The 19,366-nt window shown below is 42.0% G+C and carries 12 protein-coding genes; 11 read left to right on the forward strand and 1 reads right to left on the reverse strand.

The annotated features are described in order from the left end of the window. The 10 genes from F1644_RS17670 to F1644_RS17715 all read left to right on the forward strand — a co-directional run bounded on the left by F1644_RS17670 (position 1) and on the right by F1644_RS17715 (position 17,259). Entirely contained in the window at positions 1 to 558 is a 558-nt protein-coding gene (locus F1644_RS17670) for an RNA polymerase sigma-70 factor (protein WP_118304399.1), read from the forward strand. 353 nt (positions 559 to 911) lie between these two features. Beyond that, positions 912 to 2,027: a FecR family protein gene (locus F1644_RS17675; RefSeq protein WP_118304398.1), complete on the forward strand. Its 1,116-nt coding sequence runs from the start codon at positions 912 to 914 to the stop codon at positions 2,025 to 2,027. A gap of 142 nt (positions 2,028 to 2,169) precedes the next feature. Continuing rightward, positions 2,170 to 5,676, forward strand: a complete 3,507-nt coding sequence (locus tag F1644_RS17680; RefSeq protein ID WP_158572092.1) for a SusC/RagA family TonB-linked outer membrane protein — start codon at positions 2,170 to 2,172, stop codon at positions 5,674 to 5,676. A 10-nt stretch (positions 5,677 to 5,686) separates the two neighbouring features. Then, the gene (locus F1644_RS17685; protein WP_118304396.1) at positions 5,687 to 7,186 is read left to right on the forward strand and encodes a RagB/SusD family nutrient uptake outer membrane protein; all 1,500 of its coding nucleotides are present in this window, start codon (positions 5,687 to 5,689) and stop codon (positions 7,184 to 7,186) included. 20 nt (positions 7,187 to 7,206) lie between these two features. Beyond that, positions 7,207 to 8,592, forward strand: a complete 1,386-nt coding sequence (locus tag F1644_RS17690) for a hypothetical protein (protein ID WP_118304395.1) — start codon at positions 7,207 to 7,209, stop codon at positions 8,590 to 8,592. A 274-nt stretch (positions 8,593 to 8,866) separates the two neighbouring features. Continuing rightward, positions 8,867 to 9,547: an RNA polymerase sigma factor gene (locus F1644_RS17695; RefSeq protein WP_317147138.1), complete on the forward strand. Its 681-nt coding sequence runs from the start codon at positions 8,867 to 8,869 to the stop codon at positions 9,545 to 9,547. Between the two features lie 45 nt (positions 9,548 to 9,592). After that, positions 9,593 to 10,711 carry a FecR family protein gene (locus tag F1644_RS17700; RefSeq protein ID WP_118304393.1) on the forward strand — a complete coding sequence of 373 codons (1,119 nt, stop codon included), beginning with the start codon at positions 9,593 to 9,595 and terminating at the stop codon, positions 10,709 to 10,711. A gap of 141 nt (positions 10,712 to 10,852) precedes the next feature. After that, entirely contained in the window at positions 10,853 to 14,356 is a 3,504-nt protein-coding gene (locus F1644_RS17705) for a SusC/RagA family TonB-linked outer membrane protein (protein ID WP_168044120.1), read from the forward strand. Positions 14,357 to 14,366: 10 nt separating this feature from the next. Beyond that, positions 14,367 to 15,860, forward strand: a complete 1,494-nt coding sequence (locus tag F1644_RS17710) for a RagB/SusD family nutrient uptake outer membrane protein (protein ID WP_118304391.1) — start codon at positions 14,367 to 14,369, stop codon at positions 15,858 to 15,860. Between the two features lie 16 nt (positions 15,861 to 15,876). After that, positions 15,877 to 17,259: a hypothetical protein gene (locus F1644_RS17715; protein ID WP_118304390.1), complete on the forward strand. Its 1,383-nt coding sequence runs from the start codon at positions 15,877 to 15,879 to the stop codon at positions 17,257 to 17,259. A 112-nt stretch (positions 17,260 to 17,371) separates the two neighbouring features. On the opposite strand, the gene F1644_RS17720 is transcribed toward F1644_RS17715, so the two are convergent. Next, the gene (locus F1644_RS17720; protein WP_229782375.1) at positions 17,372 to 18,652 is read right to left on the reverse strand and encodes a M64 family metallopeptidase; all 1,281 of its coding nucleotides are present in this window, start codon (positions 18,650 to 18,652) and stop codon (positions 17,372 to 17,374) included. Between the two features lie 92 nt (positions 18,653 to 18,744). Here F1644_RS17720 and F1644_RS17725 point away from each other — a divergent pair, with 92 nt between their 5' ends. Continuing rightward, positions 18,745 to 19,311, forward strand: coding sequence for an RNA polymerase sigma-70 factor (locus tag F1644_RS17725; RefSeq protein ID WP_087421017.1), 567 nt, complete (start codon positions 18,745 to 18,747; stop codon positions 19,309 to 19,311). The last annotated feature ends 55 nt before the right edge of the window (positions 19,312 to 19,366 follow it).

Consider the following 19,366-nt stretch of genomic DNA (forward strand, 5'->3'; position numbering starts at 1 on the left):
ATGCAATCGGATAAATCAGATATAGATATTATTAAAGGGATGCGTGAAGGTAAGGTTTCTGCATTTCGGGATTTGTATACCCGCTATTCTAATCTGATTTATCGGAACATCTTGGTGCGTGTAAATTCGTCTTTTGATGCGGACGATATTTTTCAGGATTTTTTTATTCAGGTATGGGAGAAAAGAGAGTCGCTGGAAATAACTTCGTCCGTAAAAAATTATCTACTAGTCTGGTTGAGAAACCATATCTTAAATTCGATCAAGAAAGAACAGATTCGGGATCGTTATCACGAGATGTCCGGGGAAGGTAAGAGCGAGGCCGATGATTATACCTGGGTTGAGATCGTGGCGGCGGATCTGGATGACAAGATCAAACATATCGTTCGTAAATTCCCTCCCCGATTAAGGTCAGTGTATATGTTGAGTCGAGAACAACATTTGTCGGTGAAAGAGATTGCCGATAAATTATCCGTGTCGGAACAAACGGTTAAAAATCAATTGACTGATATATTGAAAAGACTGCGGAAAGAAATTAGTCGAGAAAATTTTTGTTTATAGAATAGTACTACTTAATGTATGGAGCTGTCCTATTTATGACAGCTTGGAATAAATAAAGGGACTCCAGGCTTTTTCATGTAGTGTTTGTGGTGACTCCCGTCGGTGACTCGTCGGTATCTTGATTGTATATCAGGGTAAAGTCAGGGTAAAATGAACGCCGTGTTTCGGTGACTTATCGATGACTTATCGGTAACTTATCGAAGAGTTATAGGTGGGACATAGGTGTAAGTGTCATGGAATACAGTCGGATAACCGATGAAAAACACGATATTTCTCCGAAAGGGATTAAGGTTTGATAACAATTATGTTGTGAAGTGTGAAAGTGAACGGGAATTAATGTAAAGTGAAACGATATGGGAGTAGATGAAATATACGATTTATTGAAGAAGTACCGGGAGAACACGTGTACACCGGAGGAACGAGAACGGATCGTGCGTTGGTATCGACAACAGGATGACGAGGTGGAGCAGTTACCCGAGATTCCCCGGAAGAAATTGGAACAGCTGTGGTATTCAATCGAGCGTAAAATGCGGGGACGGGAGAGAAGCTTGTTTTTTAGTTATGCAGCCATGCTGATCATCATGTTTTCCGTGGGGGGAGGTATTTTTTATCTGGCCAAAGAGAAGAGGGGGAATCATCCGGTGGAAACCGTTCATCAGGATTTGTTACCAGCGAAGGGTGTCGTGATGTTACAATTGAGTGACGGGCGAAGTATTCCGTTAACGGGAACGGCGATTATCAAGGAACGGGGAGGGCAGGTTATTGAAAATGATTCCGCGAAGGTGCTGGATTATACCGGTGTTCGGGAAAAAGAAGTTGAACCCGTGTATAATAAGATCACGGTACCAACCGGGGGCGAGTATTTGGTGCTTTTGTCCGACGGTTCCCGGGTTCGGTTAAATTCTTGTTCATCGCTAAGATACCCGGTCGTTTTCACGGGAGAAAATCGAACGGTGGAATTGGAGGGGGAGGCGTATTTTGAGGTAGAAAAATCCGTTCATCCTTTTTTCGTGAAAACATCCAACGTGAATGTCCGGGTAACAGGAACTACCTTTAATGTTTCTGATTATGCGGATGATAGCCGGGTAACGACAACTTTGGTCGAGGGGCAGGTAGTGGTGAACAAGCGTGATCAGGAGGAAATCTATGTCTTGGAACCGGGATTGACCTTTAAGTATAAAAAGGATAATGGAAAGATTAAAATCAAGGCGGAGGACCCGGAATTGTACGTGTCATGGATGCGGGGAAAGTTCAAGTTTGAAAATATGCGGCTGGAGGACATCGTGTGCAAGTTGAATCGTTGGTATGATTGTAACGTGGAATACGCGGACGATACGTTGCGGGACTTGCGATTCAGCGGGGCCGCGGAGAAAGACCGTCCGGCAAGTTACTTGCTGGAAATGATCGAGACAGTGACAGATGTGAAATTTGACGTGTCGGGAAAAAAGATAAGGATATCACATAAATAAAAAACAGGGAGCTCTCACCCTCCCCGTTTTCAATTGACAAATACCATTCACGAAATGAATCAACACTATTTTTCGTGAGTGATTTATAAACTGTAATAACAAAGGTATGAAAAAAAAATGGATGTGTAAAATTTTAAGGTACATGCGAAATCTTTTTTTGCTATTATTGATTTCCGCCTCTAGCATTTGGGCAAGAGATGGTTATTCCCAAAAATCTCAAGAGATTTTTAGCGTGAAGAGCGGGACGATCGAGTCTATTTTCAGACAGATCAAAAAACAGAGTGGTTACGAGTTTTTTTACAACACGGCGGTGCTGGATGTAAAGGAAAACGTATCGTTGGCCACTCCGAACGGGACGTTGGAGGATATTTTGAGCCAGGTGCTGGGGAATAAATACAGTTATTCGATCCGGGATAATTATATCCTGATTTCGGGAAAGAAACATGTTTTGCCGGATGAGGTGAAGAAAATCGTTATAAAAGGTCTTGTGAAGGATAGAAAGGGGGAATCTTTACCGGGCGTATCCGTGCTGTTGAAAGGGACGACGGTGGGCGTGGCGACAGATGTGAAAGGAGAATTCATGTTGACGATTCCCGCGCAGGACACGATCGTGTTACGATTCACGTTTATCGGGATGAAGACGAAAGACGTGGTTTACCGGGCGCAGGAGAAACCGATTGTTGTCGTGCTGGAAGAGAGCGCTACGGAAGTCGAGGAAGTTATCGTGACCGGGTACCAGGAGATTAAGAAGGAACGGATGACTGGTTCCGTGGAAGTCGTGACTTCAAAGGATATCGTGAATAAAGGGTATACCAGCGTGGAGGACGTGTTGAAGGGACAGATGGCCGGGGTGGCCGTCATGAACTTGTCGGGAAGACCGGGAGCCCAGGCTCGAATCCGGATTCGGGGCATCAATTCCTTGACCGGGGACACGAATCCGATCTGGATCGTGGACGGGATGCCACTCACGGGAAACGTGCCGGAGGTGAGCATGGGAGGAACGGAGTTTGAAGAGACGGTGCTGACGAGCGGTATCGGTAACATTCCCCCGGATGATATTGAAAGTATCACGGTACTGAAGGATGCGGCGGCCACGGCGATTTATGGTTCCCGTGCGGCAAACGGTGTGATCGTGGTAACCACGAAACGGGGAACGGTTGGACGTTCATACATTAATGTTCAAGTGTCCTACGGGTTGAGTGAGGCTCCGGATAACCGATTGAAGATGATGAATACCAAAGAAAAGATTGCTTTTGAAAGAGGTATATACGAGGATTTTCCGGGGTTGAACGTTGGGGGACGGGTGTACCAGTTGTTGAAAAAGGTGGATAACGGGTTGTTGACTAAGGTCGAGGCTGAAACAGAAATCGAGAGATTGAGTAAAATCAATACAAATTGGTTTGACAAAATTTTCAGGGTGGCACATACCCAGAATTATAGCATATCCCTTTCGGGAGGTAACGAAACGACCCAGTATTATGGCAGTCTTTCTTATTTGTCGCAGGAGGGGGTGATGCCCAATAATAAATACGAGAGCATGGGGGCATCCATGAAGTTGACCCATGATTTCAATAAATTCCTGCGAGTACATTTTGACGTGCGTAGCAGTTTGCGTAACGATCGTAGTTCTGCCTCTCCGGTGAATCCGCTGGATTACGCGACTTATGCGAATACTTACGAGCGTTTGTATGACGAGGAAGGGAATTATGATTATGACCGCAGTTCGTTTTCCGAGCTTAGTTCCATTCGGGACGGGTACAGGTATGATTTTAATATCCTGAAGGATCTGAACGATAACACGACGAAATCAAGATACGTGAGTAATCAAGTGAGTTTGAAACTTGAATTCAAGATTATGGAAGGGCTGATGCTTTCTTCCATGGGGACATTCTCGAACTCGAATAATCATTCGATGAGGGAATTGGTTCCCGGTTCTTATGCCTCGAAACGGGCCTCTTGGTTGGCAGGTATATACACGGAGGGAGAGATTACGGACGATATGAACAACGGGATGGTTCAGGAGTCGACTTCCCGTTCCCAGCAGTGGACCATCCGGAACCAGTTGGAATTTGCCCGGGGATTCTCCGGTGGCGATCATTACGTGAATGCTTACCTGGGACAAGAGGTTTCCTCTTCGAAAGGATACGGTTTTACCAGCATGATTCCGGAGTGGAGTGACGTGTACGGTGTGGCGAGTTACCCGGATTTGACCGGAGTTACGTTGAAATCTTCTTTTACCGATTTATTAGCGAAACTGGGATCCCATTCCGAAACCCAAGACCGGAGTGCATCGTTCTTTATGACCGGATCTTATAGTTACAAGGACCGCTACGTGATACAGGGAAGTGCCCGTCTGGACGGGGTGGACATTATCGGTACGGATAATCGTTTTTCACCTCTTTGGAACGTGAGTGGTAAATGGAACGTGCATAATGAGTCTTTCATGACTCGGTTCGGTTTTATCAATCAGTTGGCTTTCCGGGTGTCCTACGGTTTTGTCGGGAGTATTGACCGGAATGCCTTGCCTTTCTCTGTTTTACGTAAAGTGAGCAATTATTCGTATAACGGGGAGAAGATTATGGACCGTTATGATCCTTCCAACCCTTCAATCAAGTGGCAACGGCAGGAGAATAGGAACATTGGTTTTGACGCCTCTCTATTGAATAACCGGATCAACTTGGTCGTGAACTACTACGATAATGATACCCGGAATTTACTGGATGATAAAAAGATTGCCGCCTCGACGGGACGCCTTTCCGTGGCTGCAAATGTGGCTTCCGTGAATAACCGGGGATGGGAGATCAGTCTGCGAACTCTGAATGTGCGCACGACTGATTTCAGTTGGGTGACCTCGGTGAATTTCACGAAGAATAAAGATAAGGTGACCGAAACTTATTACCAGGATTTGAGTGAAGTCTCTGCTAGTACGAACTCGACTTTCGAGAGCATATATAATTTGTATATCCAAGGACGCCCCGTGAAAGCATTCTATGGTTACAAGTATGCGGGAGTCGATCCCTACACGGGAAACTCGCTGGCTTACGTGGACGGGTTTGATGATGATGGGAATCGTTTGGGGACTTTGACCCCGGAAGGTAAGTATGTCTATAACATGGATAATGACCTGACCACTCAGTTGGCTAATTCGTCCCGCGGTTACTTGGGACGGAGTGACCCGCCTATCACGGGAGGTTTCACCACGCAGTTTAATTACAAGCGTTTTAGCCTTTTCGCGCAATTTACTTATATGACGGGACATTTGGCTCGTTCGTTCCAGTACTACGTGTCGGGAGGAACAACCAGTGCCTCTGCGAGAAATTTGTTGAAGATCGAGGCGAATCGCTGGCGGAAACCGGGTGACATGACCGATGTTCCCAAGTATGGTACTAGCCGGACCGAGTACTTGTACCAGTTATTTGATTTCCGTTTTGAGAAGGGGGACTATCTGAAATGTAATAATATTTCATTGGGATATAATCTGGACCCGGCTTTGTGTGCCAAGCTGTACATCACGAGAGCCCGTCTGAACTTGAATATGGCGAATGTTTTCACGTTGACAAAGTTCAGGGGAATAGACCCGGAAACAAAGGGAGCTTTCACTTATCCAAGCGCTCGGACATATAGTTTCACGTTATCAATTGGAATTTAATGTAAGAATTATGAAAAGAAATATATGGTTATTTTTTAGCATGGTATTTTTATTCGGGGCGTGTTCCGATTTTTTGAATATGCCTCCCAAGAATACAAAAGTGGTTTATACGATCAGCGATGTCCGCGATGCGATGTCGACTCTGTTATTCGCAACTACTTCCTCTAGTTATCATAGCGGGGGGACCATAAGTAATAGTGTGAGGTTTAATGACGAGTACGTGCAGTTTCCTTTCACGAGGTATTGTAACGTGGCATCCATCTTGTACACGAATGACTTGGATATGGTGAATTTCCTGTTTGATGATTTTGTTAACCCGGCCCGGGGAGGACGTGGGTTTATAAAAGAGTACACGGAGGGGAAAAATTGGGAGGGATATACTTTCCCGGCGCTATTGTGGAAGAATGTTTTCATTTCTGTCGGCTATATTAATATGGTATTGAAGGATCTGGAAAACGTACCCGATTATAATAAAACAGATGCCGAGAGAATATCGGGAGAGGCACGGGTGATGAGGGCTTACTACCTGCTCCGGCTGAATCAATTTTTTGCTCCCTACGATAAGAACGAGTATGGTATCCCGTTTAATTTCGATGCAGACGTGGTGCAGGGAGGAAAGAGGTGGAAACAAACGGATTTGTATGCGAAATTGATTGGGGAGATTATGGAGGTATTGGAGTATGAGACTGTACCGGAGGAGGCTTGGAACTTATTCTTTAATAAGCGAGTGATGTACGGGATTCTGGCCCAGACCTACCAGTACAAGGCTGGGTCTTGTGCGGCCGAGGCGGATGATTGGAGTAAGGCTGAGTTTTACGCGAAGGCGGCCCGCAATGGGGAACGAGTGGAAAATACGGTAGACGAACAGTTTGAACTGACAACTGTCCCTCTGGCAAGGGGAACCACGAAACCTCACAAGTTTGCCTTGTTACGTTTTTCTTTGTATGCCTCCGCCATGAACGATTACGCACCCTGGGGAAGACCTTCGCAACTATTGGTGCAACAACCTTCGGAAGAGTTGTACGGTCTTTATGATGAACACGATATTCGTCGGGAAGTTTATTTCCAGGAGATTGATGGGAAGATATACGTGACTCGGTGGCAATACACGAACAATCATAATGCGAATGACGTGCATGTGCTGTTCCGTTTTTCTGATTTGTTGCTTATCGAGGCGGAAGCGTTAGCCCATCAAGAGAAGGACGGGGCTTTGGAATTGCTGAATGAATTTAAACGTAGCAAGATTCCCGGGTACACGGGGTATTCCGGGAATGACGTGATCGGGGAGATCCTGGTGGAGCGTCGTAAGGAATTTGCTTACGAGGAAATGATGAACTGGCTGGATATGAAACGAACCGGGGTTACGCTCACTCGCCGAGTGAAGGACGAGGCGACGAATGAAGTGGTGACGTACACGTTGGATAGCGATGATTACAGGTATGCGTTCCCGTTACCTGCCGATTACGAGTTGATGTATAATAATGTTTCCCAGAACCCAGGTTGGAAGTAATAAATGTAAATGAATAGAATATGATGAGATATATAATCATTTTTTTTATCACGATGCTGTTTTTTAGTTCGTGTGAAAAAGAAAAGAGCGTGATTTTTGATTTGAATATTTTACCGGATGAGATTTCAAGAATCGAGTTACGTGCAGATCACAAGATGTTGGTACCTAACGGGGTGAGCCAGATGGGATTTCATACTTTCGTGTATGGTAAAAGAACCGTGATGTCATACGGGCGGGACGAGGAGACAAAAGAGTTTTACGGGAAAGAGATCGAGGAAGAGTTTTTGATTCCCAAGGATCAGTTGCCAGCGGATTATATCAAGGTGTATGATCAAAACGGAAACGTGTTGGAGGGAAGTTATTACACGACCACGACGGATGCTCCCGGGACGGTAAAGCAATTTTACGCGAAAGGAGGAAATTTGGAAAGCGAGCGATTGAGTATCACGATCCGGGAGTTGCCGGATGAAAACTATGAAGAAGTGGTGATTCCCGTGGTGTTTCACCTGCTTGTGCCACCGGCCACGGCGGCCCCGTCTTACGATGTCAGCGTGGAGTTGCTGGAACGGCAGTTGCAACGGGTGTCGGATGCTTTCAACCGGAAAATTACGACAGATCCTAATGCGGGAAATGCGAAGGTCGTGTTTAAACTGGCCACGTATGACCAGACCGGACTGAAAATGCAGGAACCCGGAAAGAACGTGGAGAATATAACTGCGGCAGATTTCACGGCTATGGGAACGTCTTCCACGAAGACGACCCAGTATTTGGCGTATATTTTGGCGAATTCAAAGCGTATTATCTGGGATCCGAATAAATACATGAATATCTGGATTGCAAAGTTCACGATGTCGACTTCCAACACGGGAACCACGACGTCTTACCGAATGCTGGCACCCACGGTGATGCACTCCGATTATGAACTGACATCCATCCCGGGGATAACGATGAAGCATAAGGATGCTTTTAATCTTAGTGATGTTACAAATTGTTTGGAAGTCGGGTTTATGTTGAACTTGAACGCTCTGTTGTCCCCGACGACGGTGCAGGGGAAAAACGAGTTTAGCTTGGCAACCCCGATCGCAGAGTATTTGGGTGTTCTCCAGACGAGGTGCGACAAGTATAGCTATTTGAACGCGGATGGCGATAGTGATTATTGCCCGGACACGTATAGTTTTGACTACGGTTATTATCCAACCGTGTTCAAGGGAAACAATTTGGATGGTCAGCCGGAGAATGATCCGACCCGTCCGATGGAATATTTCACGTCTTTCAACGTGCTGGATATGTATAGTTACAAGAATTCCCTTTCTATCGATCAGGTGAAAAGGGTAAGAATGGTTTTGAAACAATGTCCTTCCCGGTGGGCTTATAAATCAAATTGGGCTTTCACGGGAGAAAATTGATTTTCGTGTAGTGTGGTAAATTAAAACCTTTGGCAGGACATTAGGGTGTCCTGTCGAAGGTTCTGTTTTTGGGGGAATGTTGACGTGTCGAGGAATGAAAAATTTATACGGAAGTTATCGAGTTGATATTCAATAATAAGTTGGAAATAATACATATAAACTACATCGGCTTGTGACAGATTATTCTTGTATGGAGTATGAGATTAAATGCTCCTTTTGAAAGAATCATTAAACGAACGTTTAATAATATTCCAAAATTATCCAATTTTACGATATGTCCCAAGAATCCGGATACTTTTTTCTATTAACAATCAAGGATTTCACTAATGAGGCTAAAAAGGAAATCGGTCTTTCCGAAATATTATTAAACGTTCGAATATTTATCTTTAAAGCTTGGATCGTGTCGGAAAAATCGGACATTGAAATTGTACGTGATATAAAGAACGGGAGTGTCTCTGCCTTTCAAGAGTTGTATTCCCGGTATGCTGATATTGTGTATCGGAATATCCTTGCACGTGTGAACAGTTCCTTTGATGCGGATGATATTTTCCAAGACTTTTTTATCCAAGTGTGGGAAAAAAGAGATGCTTTTCAGGTCTCGTCTTCCGTGAAAGGGTATCTCTTGATTTGGTTGAGAAATCATATATTGAATTCAATAAAACAAGAACAGATTCGTGATAAATACCAGGATATATGCGCCCCGAATGAAGAGGACAATTACACGTGGGTGAAGATCGTGGCCAAGGATTTGGATGAAAATATCCGGCGAATCGTGGATGGGTTTCCACCTCGTTTGCAATGCGTGTACATGCTCCGGCAGGAACAAAATTTATCGATAAAAGAAATTGCCGAGAAGTTGGCCGTATCCGAACAAACCGTTAAGAATCAACTAGGTGATATTACACGTAGGCTCCGATACGAGGTGAGTCGTAAAAATTTTTTATTTTTCATATAGTACCTTTTGTTCCCCGGAATTGTCTTTAAGGTAAATACGGCGAATATGGGGATAAATGAAATATACGATCTTTTAAAGAAGTACCGGGAGCATCGATGTACCCCGGAAGAGGAAGAGCGGATTGCCCGGTGGTACGAGCAATTTGATGACGACGTCGAGAATTTACCGGAAGTTCCTGAAGGTAAACTAGAACAATTATGGTTTTCAATCAAACGCAAGATACATGTGCCTTGGAATCGGCGAGTGGTTGTGTTCTATCGTTATGCCGTGGCTATTATTATTTTAGCGATGGTGGGAAGTAGCGTGATTTATTTCCGAGGATCGGGTGAACCGGAACGGCAGGAGCTGACTCGGCAGGATATTCTACCAGCACAAGGTGTTGCAGTTTTGCAATTGAGTGATGGGCGGGAAGTGCCTTTAAATAGTACGGCCATTATTCAGGAACAAGAAGGCGTGGTCATAAAAAATGATTCTTCCCGGGTGCTGGATTACACGTTGGCTACGACTAAATCGGAACCTTTATATAACACGATTACAGTCCCGGCCGGGGGAGAGTTTCGAGTACTCTTGTCTGACGGGTCAAGTGTGCGCTTGAATTCCTGTTCAGCCTTGACTTACCCGGTGCCTTTCACCGGGGACGTGCGAGAGGTGAAGTTAACGGGCGAGGCTTATTTTGACGTGACGAAATCGGATAAACCTTTCATCGTGAAAATGGCAGATATTGACGTGCGTGTATTGGGAACTTCTTTTAATCTTTCCGGTTACACGACGGATCAAGATGTTTCGGTGACGTTGGTTAGCGGGAAAGTCACCGTGCGTAATCACCAGTTACAACAGGATTTCGATATTACCCCGGGGATGCGCTTCGAGTATAATCGAGAGAATTATCAAGTGAAGATGGCTGAGGTAGACCCGGAACTTTATGTCTCCTGGATGAAGGGAAAGTTCCGGTTTGAGGATATGCGTTTGGAGGACATCATGGTCACGTTGAATCGTTGGTATGATTGTACGGTGTCTTATTCTGACGACGCTTTGCGGGATTTACGTTTCACCGGGGCTGCAGAGAAGGATCGTCCTGCCAGTTATCTACTGGAACTGATCGAGATGATTACGGAAGTGAAATTTCAAGTCAACGGAAAGAATATATTAATTACCCGAAAATAAAATACAGGGAAATCTCACCTTCCCTGTATCTATGGATAACAACATTCACGAAAAAGTTTACCAGACGATGTTCGTGAGTGAGTCATTAACTTTAATTACAAATGTATGAAAAAAAATGGATCGGTAAAATTTTTAAGGTACATGCGAAATCTATTTTTTCTATTATTGATTTCAGCCTCCAGCGTTTGGGCGAAAGATGTTTATTCCCAAGGTGCGCAGGAGATGTTCAGCGTGAAGAGCGGGACTATTGAGTCGATCTTCAAGCAAATTAAGAAACAGAGTAACTATGAGTTTTTTTACAACACGGCAATTTTGGATGTGAAACAGAACGTGATGCTGACTTCTACTAGCGGGACTTTGGATGAGATTCTGGCACAGGTGTTGGGCAAAAAGTACGAGTATCAGGTCAAAGATAACTATGTTCTTATTTCAGAAAGAAAGGTGAACGCACCGGATGAGGTGAAGAAAGTTACGATTAAGGGCGTGGTGAAGGATAAAAAGGGAGAATTGTTACCGGGTGTTTCCGTTTTACTGAAAGGGACCACGATAGGTGTTGCTACTGATGTGAAAGGTGAGTTTACGTTAGTCATCCCGGAACAGGAGAAGATCGTGCTGATGTTTACTTTTATTGGAATGAAAACAAAAACAATAGAGTATAAAAAGCAAGAGAAACCAATCGTTGTAATACTTGAAGATGATGTTACCGAGATGGATGAAGTTGTGGTAACTGGTTACCAAGAAATTAAGAAAACAAGAATGACAGGTTCCGTTGAGGTCGTGACTTCTAAAGATATAGCCAATAAGGGGTATACAAGTATAGAAGATGTGTTAAAAGGTCAGATGGCGGGAGTTGCTGTTATGAATTTGTCCGGGCGACCAGGGGCTCAAGCTACAATCCGGATTCGAGGTATAAATTCGTTGACAGGAGATACGGATCCTATTTGGATCATCGATGGAATGCCTCTTTCGGGAGATGTTCCGGAAATTAGTATGGGAGGTACGGAATTTCAGGAGACAGTATTAACTAGTGGAATTGGTAATATCCCTCCTGATGATATTGAAAGTATTACTGTGCTAAAAGATGCCGCAGCAACAGCGATTTATGGATCACGGGCTGCTAATGGAGTTATTGTTGTTACCACAAAGAGAGGATCTGTCGGGCGTTCGTATATAAATATTCAAGCATCCTATGGCTTGAGTGAAGCTCCTAGTAATCGTTTAACAATGATGAATACGAAGGAAAAAATTGCTTTTGAACGTGGTATTTATGAGGATTTCCCAGGGTTGGATATCGGGGGACGGGTATTCCAATTATTGAAGGATGTTGATAATGGAAAAATATCTAAAGTAGAAGCTGATGCCGAGATAGATCGTTTAAGCAAGATCAATACGAATTGGTTTGATGAAATTTTCCGAGTGGCTCAGACTCAAAATTATAGTATCTCTCTTTCCGGAGGAGATGAAAGAACACAATATTATGGTAGTCTTTCTTACCTTTCTCAAGAAGGAGTTATGCCGAATAATAAATATGAAAGCATGGGAGCTTCGATAAAATTAACCCATGATTTTAATAAATTCTTGCGAGTTCATTTTGATGTGCGTAGTACATTAAGGAATGATCGTAGTTCTGCTTCTCCGGTAAATCCGCTGGATTATGCTACTTATGCAAATCCATACGAACGTTTGTATGATGAAAATGGAAATTATGCTTATGACCGTAGTTCTTATTCAACCAAAAGTTCAATCAAAGATGGTTACATGTATGATTTTAATATTTTAGAGGATTTAAATAATAACACGACGAAATCAAGATATTTGAGTAACCAAGTAAGTTTGAAGTTGGAATTCAAAATCATAGAAGGTTTGATGCTTTCTTCCATGGGAACGTTTGCGAATTCAAATAATCATTCTATGCAAGAATTGGTACCGGGGTCATTTGCTTCTAAATATAATTCATGGTTAGGAGGAATTTATTCGGAGGAAGAAATTCCGGATGCAATGAATAATGGAATGATGAAAGAATCAACGTCTCGCTCTCAACAATGGACGATTCGTAACCAGTTGGAATTTGCCCGTGGATTCTCAGACGGAGATCATTATATTAATGCTTATTTGGGGCAGGAAGTTTCTTCAACAAAAGGATACGGTTTTTCAAGCATGATTCCTGAATGGAGCGATATTTATGGTGTGGCAAGTTATCCTGATTTAACTGGAATGACGATAAAATCAGCATTTAAAAGTTCATTGTCAAGTCTAGGTGGACATTCTGAATCACAAGATAGAAGTGTTTCCTTGTTTGTAACAGGATCGTATAGTTACAAGGATCGTTACGTGGTGCAGGGAAGTGCGCGTTTGGATGGCGTTGATATTATCGGAACGAAGAACCGCTTCTCTCCTCTTTGGAACGTGAGTGGGAAATGGAATCTGCATAATGAGCCTTTTATGACTCGATTTGGTTTTATTAATCAATTGGCAATAAGAGCCTCTTATGGTTTTGTTGGAAGTATTGACCGTAATGCCCTCCCTTTTTCTGTTTTGCGTAAAGTGAGTAATTACTCGTATAATGGAGAAAAGATCATGGATCGCTATGATCCTTCGAATCCTTCGATTAAGTGGCAACGTCAGGAAAATCGGAATATTGGTTTTGATGCTTCGTTATTTAACAATCGAATTAATTTGGTAGTCAATTATTATAATAATGATACTCGTAATTTATTAGATGATAAGAAAATTGCAGCATCAACAGGGCGTATTTCTGTTACTGCGAATGTAGCTTCCGTTAATAATAAAGGTTGGGAAATCAGCCTGAGGACATTGAATATTCGTACTGATGATTTTAGTTGGGTGACTTCAGTTAATTTTACCAAGAATAAAGATAAGGTTACGGAAACATATTATCAAGATTTGAGTGAAATCTCTGCAAGTACCAATTCTACGTTTGAATCTTTGTATAGTTTGTATATTCAAGGACAGCCGGTAAGGGCCTTTTATGGATATAAGTTTGCTGGGGTTGATCCGTATACGGGAAATACGTTAGCTTATGTGGATGGTTTTGATGATGATGGGAATCGATTGGGAACATTAAATGCTGAGGGAAAATATGTTTATAATATGGATAATGATTTAACAACTCAGTTGGCAAATGCTTCCCGTGGCTATCTAGGGCGGAGTGATCCACCGATTACCGGAGGCTTCACAACACAATTTAATTATAAGCGTTTCAGTCTTTTTGCCCAGTTTACTTATATGACAGGCCATTTGGCTCGTTCTTTCCAATATTATTCCGGAGGAACAGCTTATGCATCAGCCAAAAATGTACTTAAGATCGAGGCAAATCGTTGGAGAAAACCTGGGGATATAACTGAAATTCCTAAGTATGGTACGTCACGAACTGAATATTTGTATCAATTATTTGATTTCCGTTTTGAAAAAGGGGATTATTTGAAATGTAATAATATTTCACTGGGATATAATTTAGAACAAAGTATTTGTGATAAACTGCATATCACGCGGGCTCGATTGAATTTCAATATGGCGAATGTGTTTACATTGACTAAATTCCGTGGAATAGATCCTGAAACAAAAGGAGCCTTCACTTATCCGAGTGCGCGTTCATATACATTCTCTTTATCAATAGGTATTTAATTCTAGGATTATGAAAAAGAATATATTATTAGTGCTTGTTGTATTTTTATGTGGGGCATGTTCGGACTTTTTAAATATGCCACCTAAAAATACGAAAGTTGTTTATACAATGGAAGATGTACGTAGTGCAATGTCTACTTTATTGTTTGCGACTACTTCATCAAGTTATTGTAAAGGATATGTAAGTAATACCGTGCTGTTTAACGGGGAGTATGTACAATATCCCTTTACGAGACGTAACAATGTTTCTTCTATTTTGTATACAAATGATTTGGATTTGGAAAATTTCTTGTTTGATGATTTTGCAAATCCCTCTCGTGGAGGACAAAACTTTATTAAAGAATATGGAGAGATAAAGAATTGGGAAGGGTATTTATTCCCAAGCGATCTGTGGAAGGAAGTATTTATTTCGATTGGTTACATCAATATGGTCTTGAAAGATCTTGAAAATGTACCAGATTATAACAAAACAGATTATGAACGGATAGCAGGAGAGGGTAGAGTGATGCGAGCTTATTATTTGTTGAGATTGAATCAATTATTTGCTCCTTATGATAAAAATGACTATGGTATCCCGTTTAATTTTGATGCTGATGTTGTGCAAGGAGGAAAAAGATGGAAACAAACAGATTTGTATAAGAAGTTGATCGGGGAGATCACTGATGTTCTAGAATATGAAACTGTTCCGGAAGATTCTTGGAATATCTTCTTTAATAAAAGAATTATGTATGCGATCTTAGCCCAGACTTATCAATTTAAAGCCGGGTCTTGTGCTGCAGAGGAGGATGATTGGAGTAAGGCCGAGTTTTATGCAAAAGAAGCAAGGAAAGGCGCACGTGTGGAAAGTACTATTGACGAGCAAGCTGAATTGACAACGGTGCCATTGACGAAATCCACGACAAAGCCTCATAGATTTGCTTTGTTACGTTTCTCTTTATATGCTTATGGTGGGAATGATTATGCACCTTGGGGAAGACCGGAACAAATGTTGGTTCAGCGTCCTTCCAAAGAATTGTATGATCTTTATGATGAGAATGATATTCGTCGGGAAGTTTATTTTAAGGAGATAGATGGTAAAGTATATGTTACAAAATGGCAATGTACAGATGAACATGATATTAATGATGTACACATTCTTTTCCGTTTTTCTGATTTATTATTGATTGAAGCAGAGGCCTTGGCTAGACAGGGTAAAGACGGGGCTTTGGATTTGTTGAATGAATTCAAGAGTAGTAAGATCCCCGGGTATTCCGGTTATACGGGGAGTGATGTCATCGGGGAGATATTAAAAGAACGTCGTAAAGAATTTGTCTATGAAGAACAGATGAATTGGTTGGATATGAAACGGACTGGGGCTAGTGTTTCCCGTACGGCAAAAGATGAAGAAACTGATGAAATCAAGACCTATACGCTGGAAGGTAATGACTATCGCTATACATTCCCTCTTCCTGCTGATTATGAATTGATGTATAATAATGTTCCCCAGAATCCTGGTTGGAAGTAATGTAAATATATATATTATGAGATATATAATAGTTATTTTTGTCACACTGCTTATGCTAAGTTCGTGTGAAAAAGAGGAGAGTATAATTCATGATTTGAATATTTCTCCAGATGAGATTTCAAAAATTGAATTGCGTGCAGATCATAAAACGTTAGTCCCTAATGGAGTTAGTAAAATGGGATTCCATACGTTTGTATATGCTAAAAGAAACGTGATGTCTTACGGTCGGGATGAAGAGACAGATGAATTTTATGGCAAAGAGATTGAGGAGGAGTTTTTAGTTCCAGACGATCAAATTCCGGCTGGTTATGTGAAAGTGTATGACCAGAATGGTAATGTATTGGAAGATGGGTATTATGCAACGACGAGCGATGTGCCTGGAACTGTATTACAATTTTATGCAAAAGGGGGAAATATGGAAAGTAATCGTCTAGAGATTACAATAAGGGAGTTGCCTGAAGAGGATTATGAGGAGATTGTGATTCCTGTTGTCTTTCATGTACTCGTTCCTCCGGCAACAGCGGCTCCTGCTTATGATTTAAGCGTGGAATTTTTGGAAGAACAACTTCAGCGAGTTTCTGATGCCTTTAATCGTAAGATAACAACTGATCCTAATGCAGGAAACGCTAAAGTCGTGTTTAAGTTGGCAACTTATGATCAAAATGGATTAAAAATGCAGGAGCCGGGAAAGAATATAGAGAATATTTCAGCATCAGATTTTACAAATATGGGAACTTCTTCCAATAAGACTAAACCTTATTTATCATATATATTGACAAAATGGAAACGTCTTATTTGGGACCCCAATAAGTATTTGAATATTTGGTTGGCTAAGTTTACCTCGTCGACTTCAGCAACGGGTACTTCTACGTCATATCAGATGTGGCCTCCCATGGTGATGCATCCGGACTATGACTTAGCTTCTATTCCGGGTTTGGATTTGGAACATAAGGAGTCCTTTACCTTAGATGATGTTGAGGACTGTCGGGAAGTTGGTTTCATGGTGAATCTGGCAGCTCTTTACACGCCAACAGCAGTACAAGGATCAAATGAATTCAGTCTGGCTACCCCTATGGCAGAATATTTTGGTATTCTTCAAACGAGGTGTGATATGTATGAGTATTTGAATGAAGATGGTGATAGTGATTATTGTCCGGATACTTATAGTTTTGATTATGGTTTTTATCCTTCTGTGTTTAAGGCTAATAACTTGGATGGACAACCGGAAAATGATCCAACTCGTCCTTTGGAGTATTTCACTTCGTTCAATGTGATGGATATGTATAGTTATAAAAATTCACTTTCTATCGATCAAGTGAAACGCTTAAGAATGGTTTTGCAACAATGTCCTTCTCGCTGGGCTTATAAATCTGATTGGGCTTTTACGGGAGGAAATTGATGTTTGTGTGTAGTGTTTAAAGACTCGATGCTGGGTCTTGTAGGTCGAAATCGTACCTTCCGTGGTACACTTTATGCAGAAAAACGTACCGTTGAAGGTACGTTTTTCTTATTTATCGGGTATAAAAATCGATTTGTTTCTTGATAGCCCGGATACAAACGGGGCAGAAGTCATCACCGGATAGGGTGTTCATCAAACAATCATAACGAGGACGGTAAACACCCTTGGACACGTAACCACCTCCTTCATAGGCCCCGAGTTTCTTGGGATTTTGGGGATCGTAGGTAGTGGGAACGGGGGTATCTTTATCAAGCATATCTTTCCATTTCTTATTAAAGTTTGTCAGTGTGGTAAGATTAGCCTCCCAAGGTTCCACGTTGGTCGGGTACATATCATTGTAACTGCTACCGACTTCCACGTATTCGTCTCCAAGGCCGAGAAACAGATGGCCGAACTCGTGAACATAAACCTTGGCTGCATGGAGATTACCGGAAATGCTGATACCGTAATGGTTATAGATGGCTCCACCACCATATTTTTGCGTGTTGGCAATAATGTAGATGAAGTCATAGGGGACGTTAGCGGATAAATCCCGTAAACTTTTATTATCGTAGGTCATGATGTAACGTTCGGAATCGAAAGTGTAAAAGGAAGAATTCAGTATGGTATTCTTCCAAATGTATTCACCGGGAATATCGACACCGGATTCTTGTGAAGGGGCAAGGACAGCCCGGATGTTAAATCGACCTTGATTTTCTTTATAGGGAGAAAGGCTGAACAGGCCTTCTGCGAAAAGTTTGCAATCGGCTTTAAATTTGTCCATTTCATCTGCCGTGTAACCTTCGGGGAGCAGGACGATATCCACCCGGCGTGACGGGTTTCCGGTGTAATGCACGTCATAAGTCGGGAACTGCATCCGGCGATCCTTCTTGATAAAATAGCTATCAACATCCACCGTGTATTCAAATTTCTTTACGAATTTACCTTTCTTGTTCCGGGTGGATATTTCAATGCGTACGTCATTTTTCGGGAAAGGCATGACTACACTCTCTGAACAGCAACGTTGAGTTGTTTTCGCTTCATCGGTGGTTTGCCATTCCCAGAAAAGAGTGCAATATCCCCGGGAATAGATGAGTTGGTTGGAGGCCACGTCGTACACGTTGAGATAATAATTCCCGTAGAACATGGTATCAATGAGGTTGGTTTTCGAACCGCCCCAGTAAGGTTCCTCTAATAACTCCTCGAAATAAATTTCGTCATGCTGGCTATTCCCGCAATGGGCGTAATCCATACGTAAAGTTTTGTTGTGAAAGTATTTGTCGAATTGGGCCCAGGATTGATTTGCTTGTAATAATAACATGATACAGGGCAAGAGTGCTATGATTCGTTTCATAAATCTGTTTTATTATGTGTTTATCTTTGTGCAAAGATAGTTTTTTACTATTTTTATACACGAATAAATCTGTATAATAATCCTTAGGGAAAATGGTTCAAGATGAGTTATTAATAGAGCAATTGAATCAAAAGCAGGTGGGAGCTTTTAAAATATTGTTTGACCGATTTTATCGTTATCTCGTGCTATATGCCATGAAGTGGGTAGAGAGACAAGAGATTGCGGAAGATGTCGTGCAGGACTTATTCGTGCAGGTGTGGGAACGGGATACGATTTACAGTTCCTATTATGGTTTTAAGAATTTCTTGTATAACTCGGTGAAGAATGCCTCGTTGGATTATTTGAAACACAAGGAAGTGGAGGGAAAGTATGTGCGTTACACGCTTCGGACATCAGAGGCGGGCGAAATGCCTGAATTGGAGGTTATGAAAGATGAGGTGTACCGCCGTTTATACCAGGTATTGGATGAACTACCTAAACGGTGCCAGGAAGTGTTTAAACATTACCTGGAAGGAAAAAAGAATAGCGAAATTGCGGAAATCCTTCAAATATCCGAATTAACCGTGAAGACTCAAAAACGGAATGCTATTGTTTATTTGCGAAAAAGATTGGGTGGTGTATATGTGCTATATGCCTTGTTTAAAGTGGGTTTCATGTGATTGGAAAATATTTTCTAAAAAAAGTCGATTTTTTATACTCCTTTTTTTTGCTCTT

It is taken from the genome of Butyricimonas paravirosa, from assembly GCF_032878955.1.
Classification (GTDB): Bacteria; Bacteroidota; Bacteroidia; order Bacteroidales; family Marinifilaceae; genus Butyricimonas; species Butyricimonas paravirosa.

Excerpts from the sequence above, each read along its gene's own strand:
- F1644_RS17705 (WP_168044120.1), top strand. The coding sequence starts at position 10,853 with ATGCGAAATCTATTTTTTCTATTATTGATTTCAGCCTCCAGCGTTTGG.
- F1644_RS17680 (WP_158572092.1), top strand. The coding sequence starts at position 2,170 with ATGCGAAATCTTTTTTTGCTATTATTGATTTCCGCCTCTAGCATTTGG.
- F1644_RS17695 (WP_317147138.1), top strand. The coding sequence starts at position 8,867 with ATGTCCCAAGAATCCGGATACTTTTTTCTATTAACAATCAAGGATTTC.
- F1644_RS17685 (WP_118304396.1), top strand. The coding sequence starts at position 5,687 with ATGAAAAGAAATATATGGTTATTTTTTAGCATGGTATTTTTATTCGGG.
- F1644_RS17720 (WP_229782375.1), bottom strand. The coding sequence starts at position 18,652 with ATGAAACGAATCATAGCACTCTTGCCCTGTATCATGTTATTATTACAA.
- F1644_RS17710 (WP_118304391.1), top strand. The coding sequence starts at position 14,367 with ATGAAAAAGAATATATTATTAGTGCTTGTTGTATTTTTATGTGGGGCA.
- F1644_RS17725 (WP_087421017.1), top strand. The coding sequence starts at position 18,745 with ATGGTTCAAGATGAGTTATTAATAGAGCAATTGAATCAAAAGCAGGTG.
- F1644_RS17675 (WP_118304398.1), top strand. The coding sequence starts at position 912 with ATGGGAGTAGATGAAATATACGATTTATTGAAGAAGTACCGGGAGAAC.
- F1644_RS17670 (WP_118304399.1), top strand. The coding sequence starts at position 1 with ATGCAATCGGATAAATCAGATATAGATATTATTAAAGGGATGCGTGAA.
- F1644_RS17700 (WP_118304393.1), top strand. The coding sequence starts at position 9,593 with ATGGGGATAAATGAAATATACGATCTTTTAAAGAAGTACCGGGAGCAT.
- F1644_RS17690 (WP_118304395.1), top strand. The coding sequence starts at position 7,207 with ATGATGAGATATATAATCATTTTTTTTATCACGATGCTGTTTTTTAGT.
- F1644_RS17715 (WP_118304390.1), top strand. The coding sequence starts at position 15,877 with ATGAGATATATAATAGTTATTTTTGTCACACTGCTTATGCTAAGTTCG.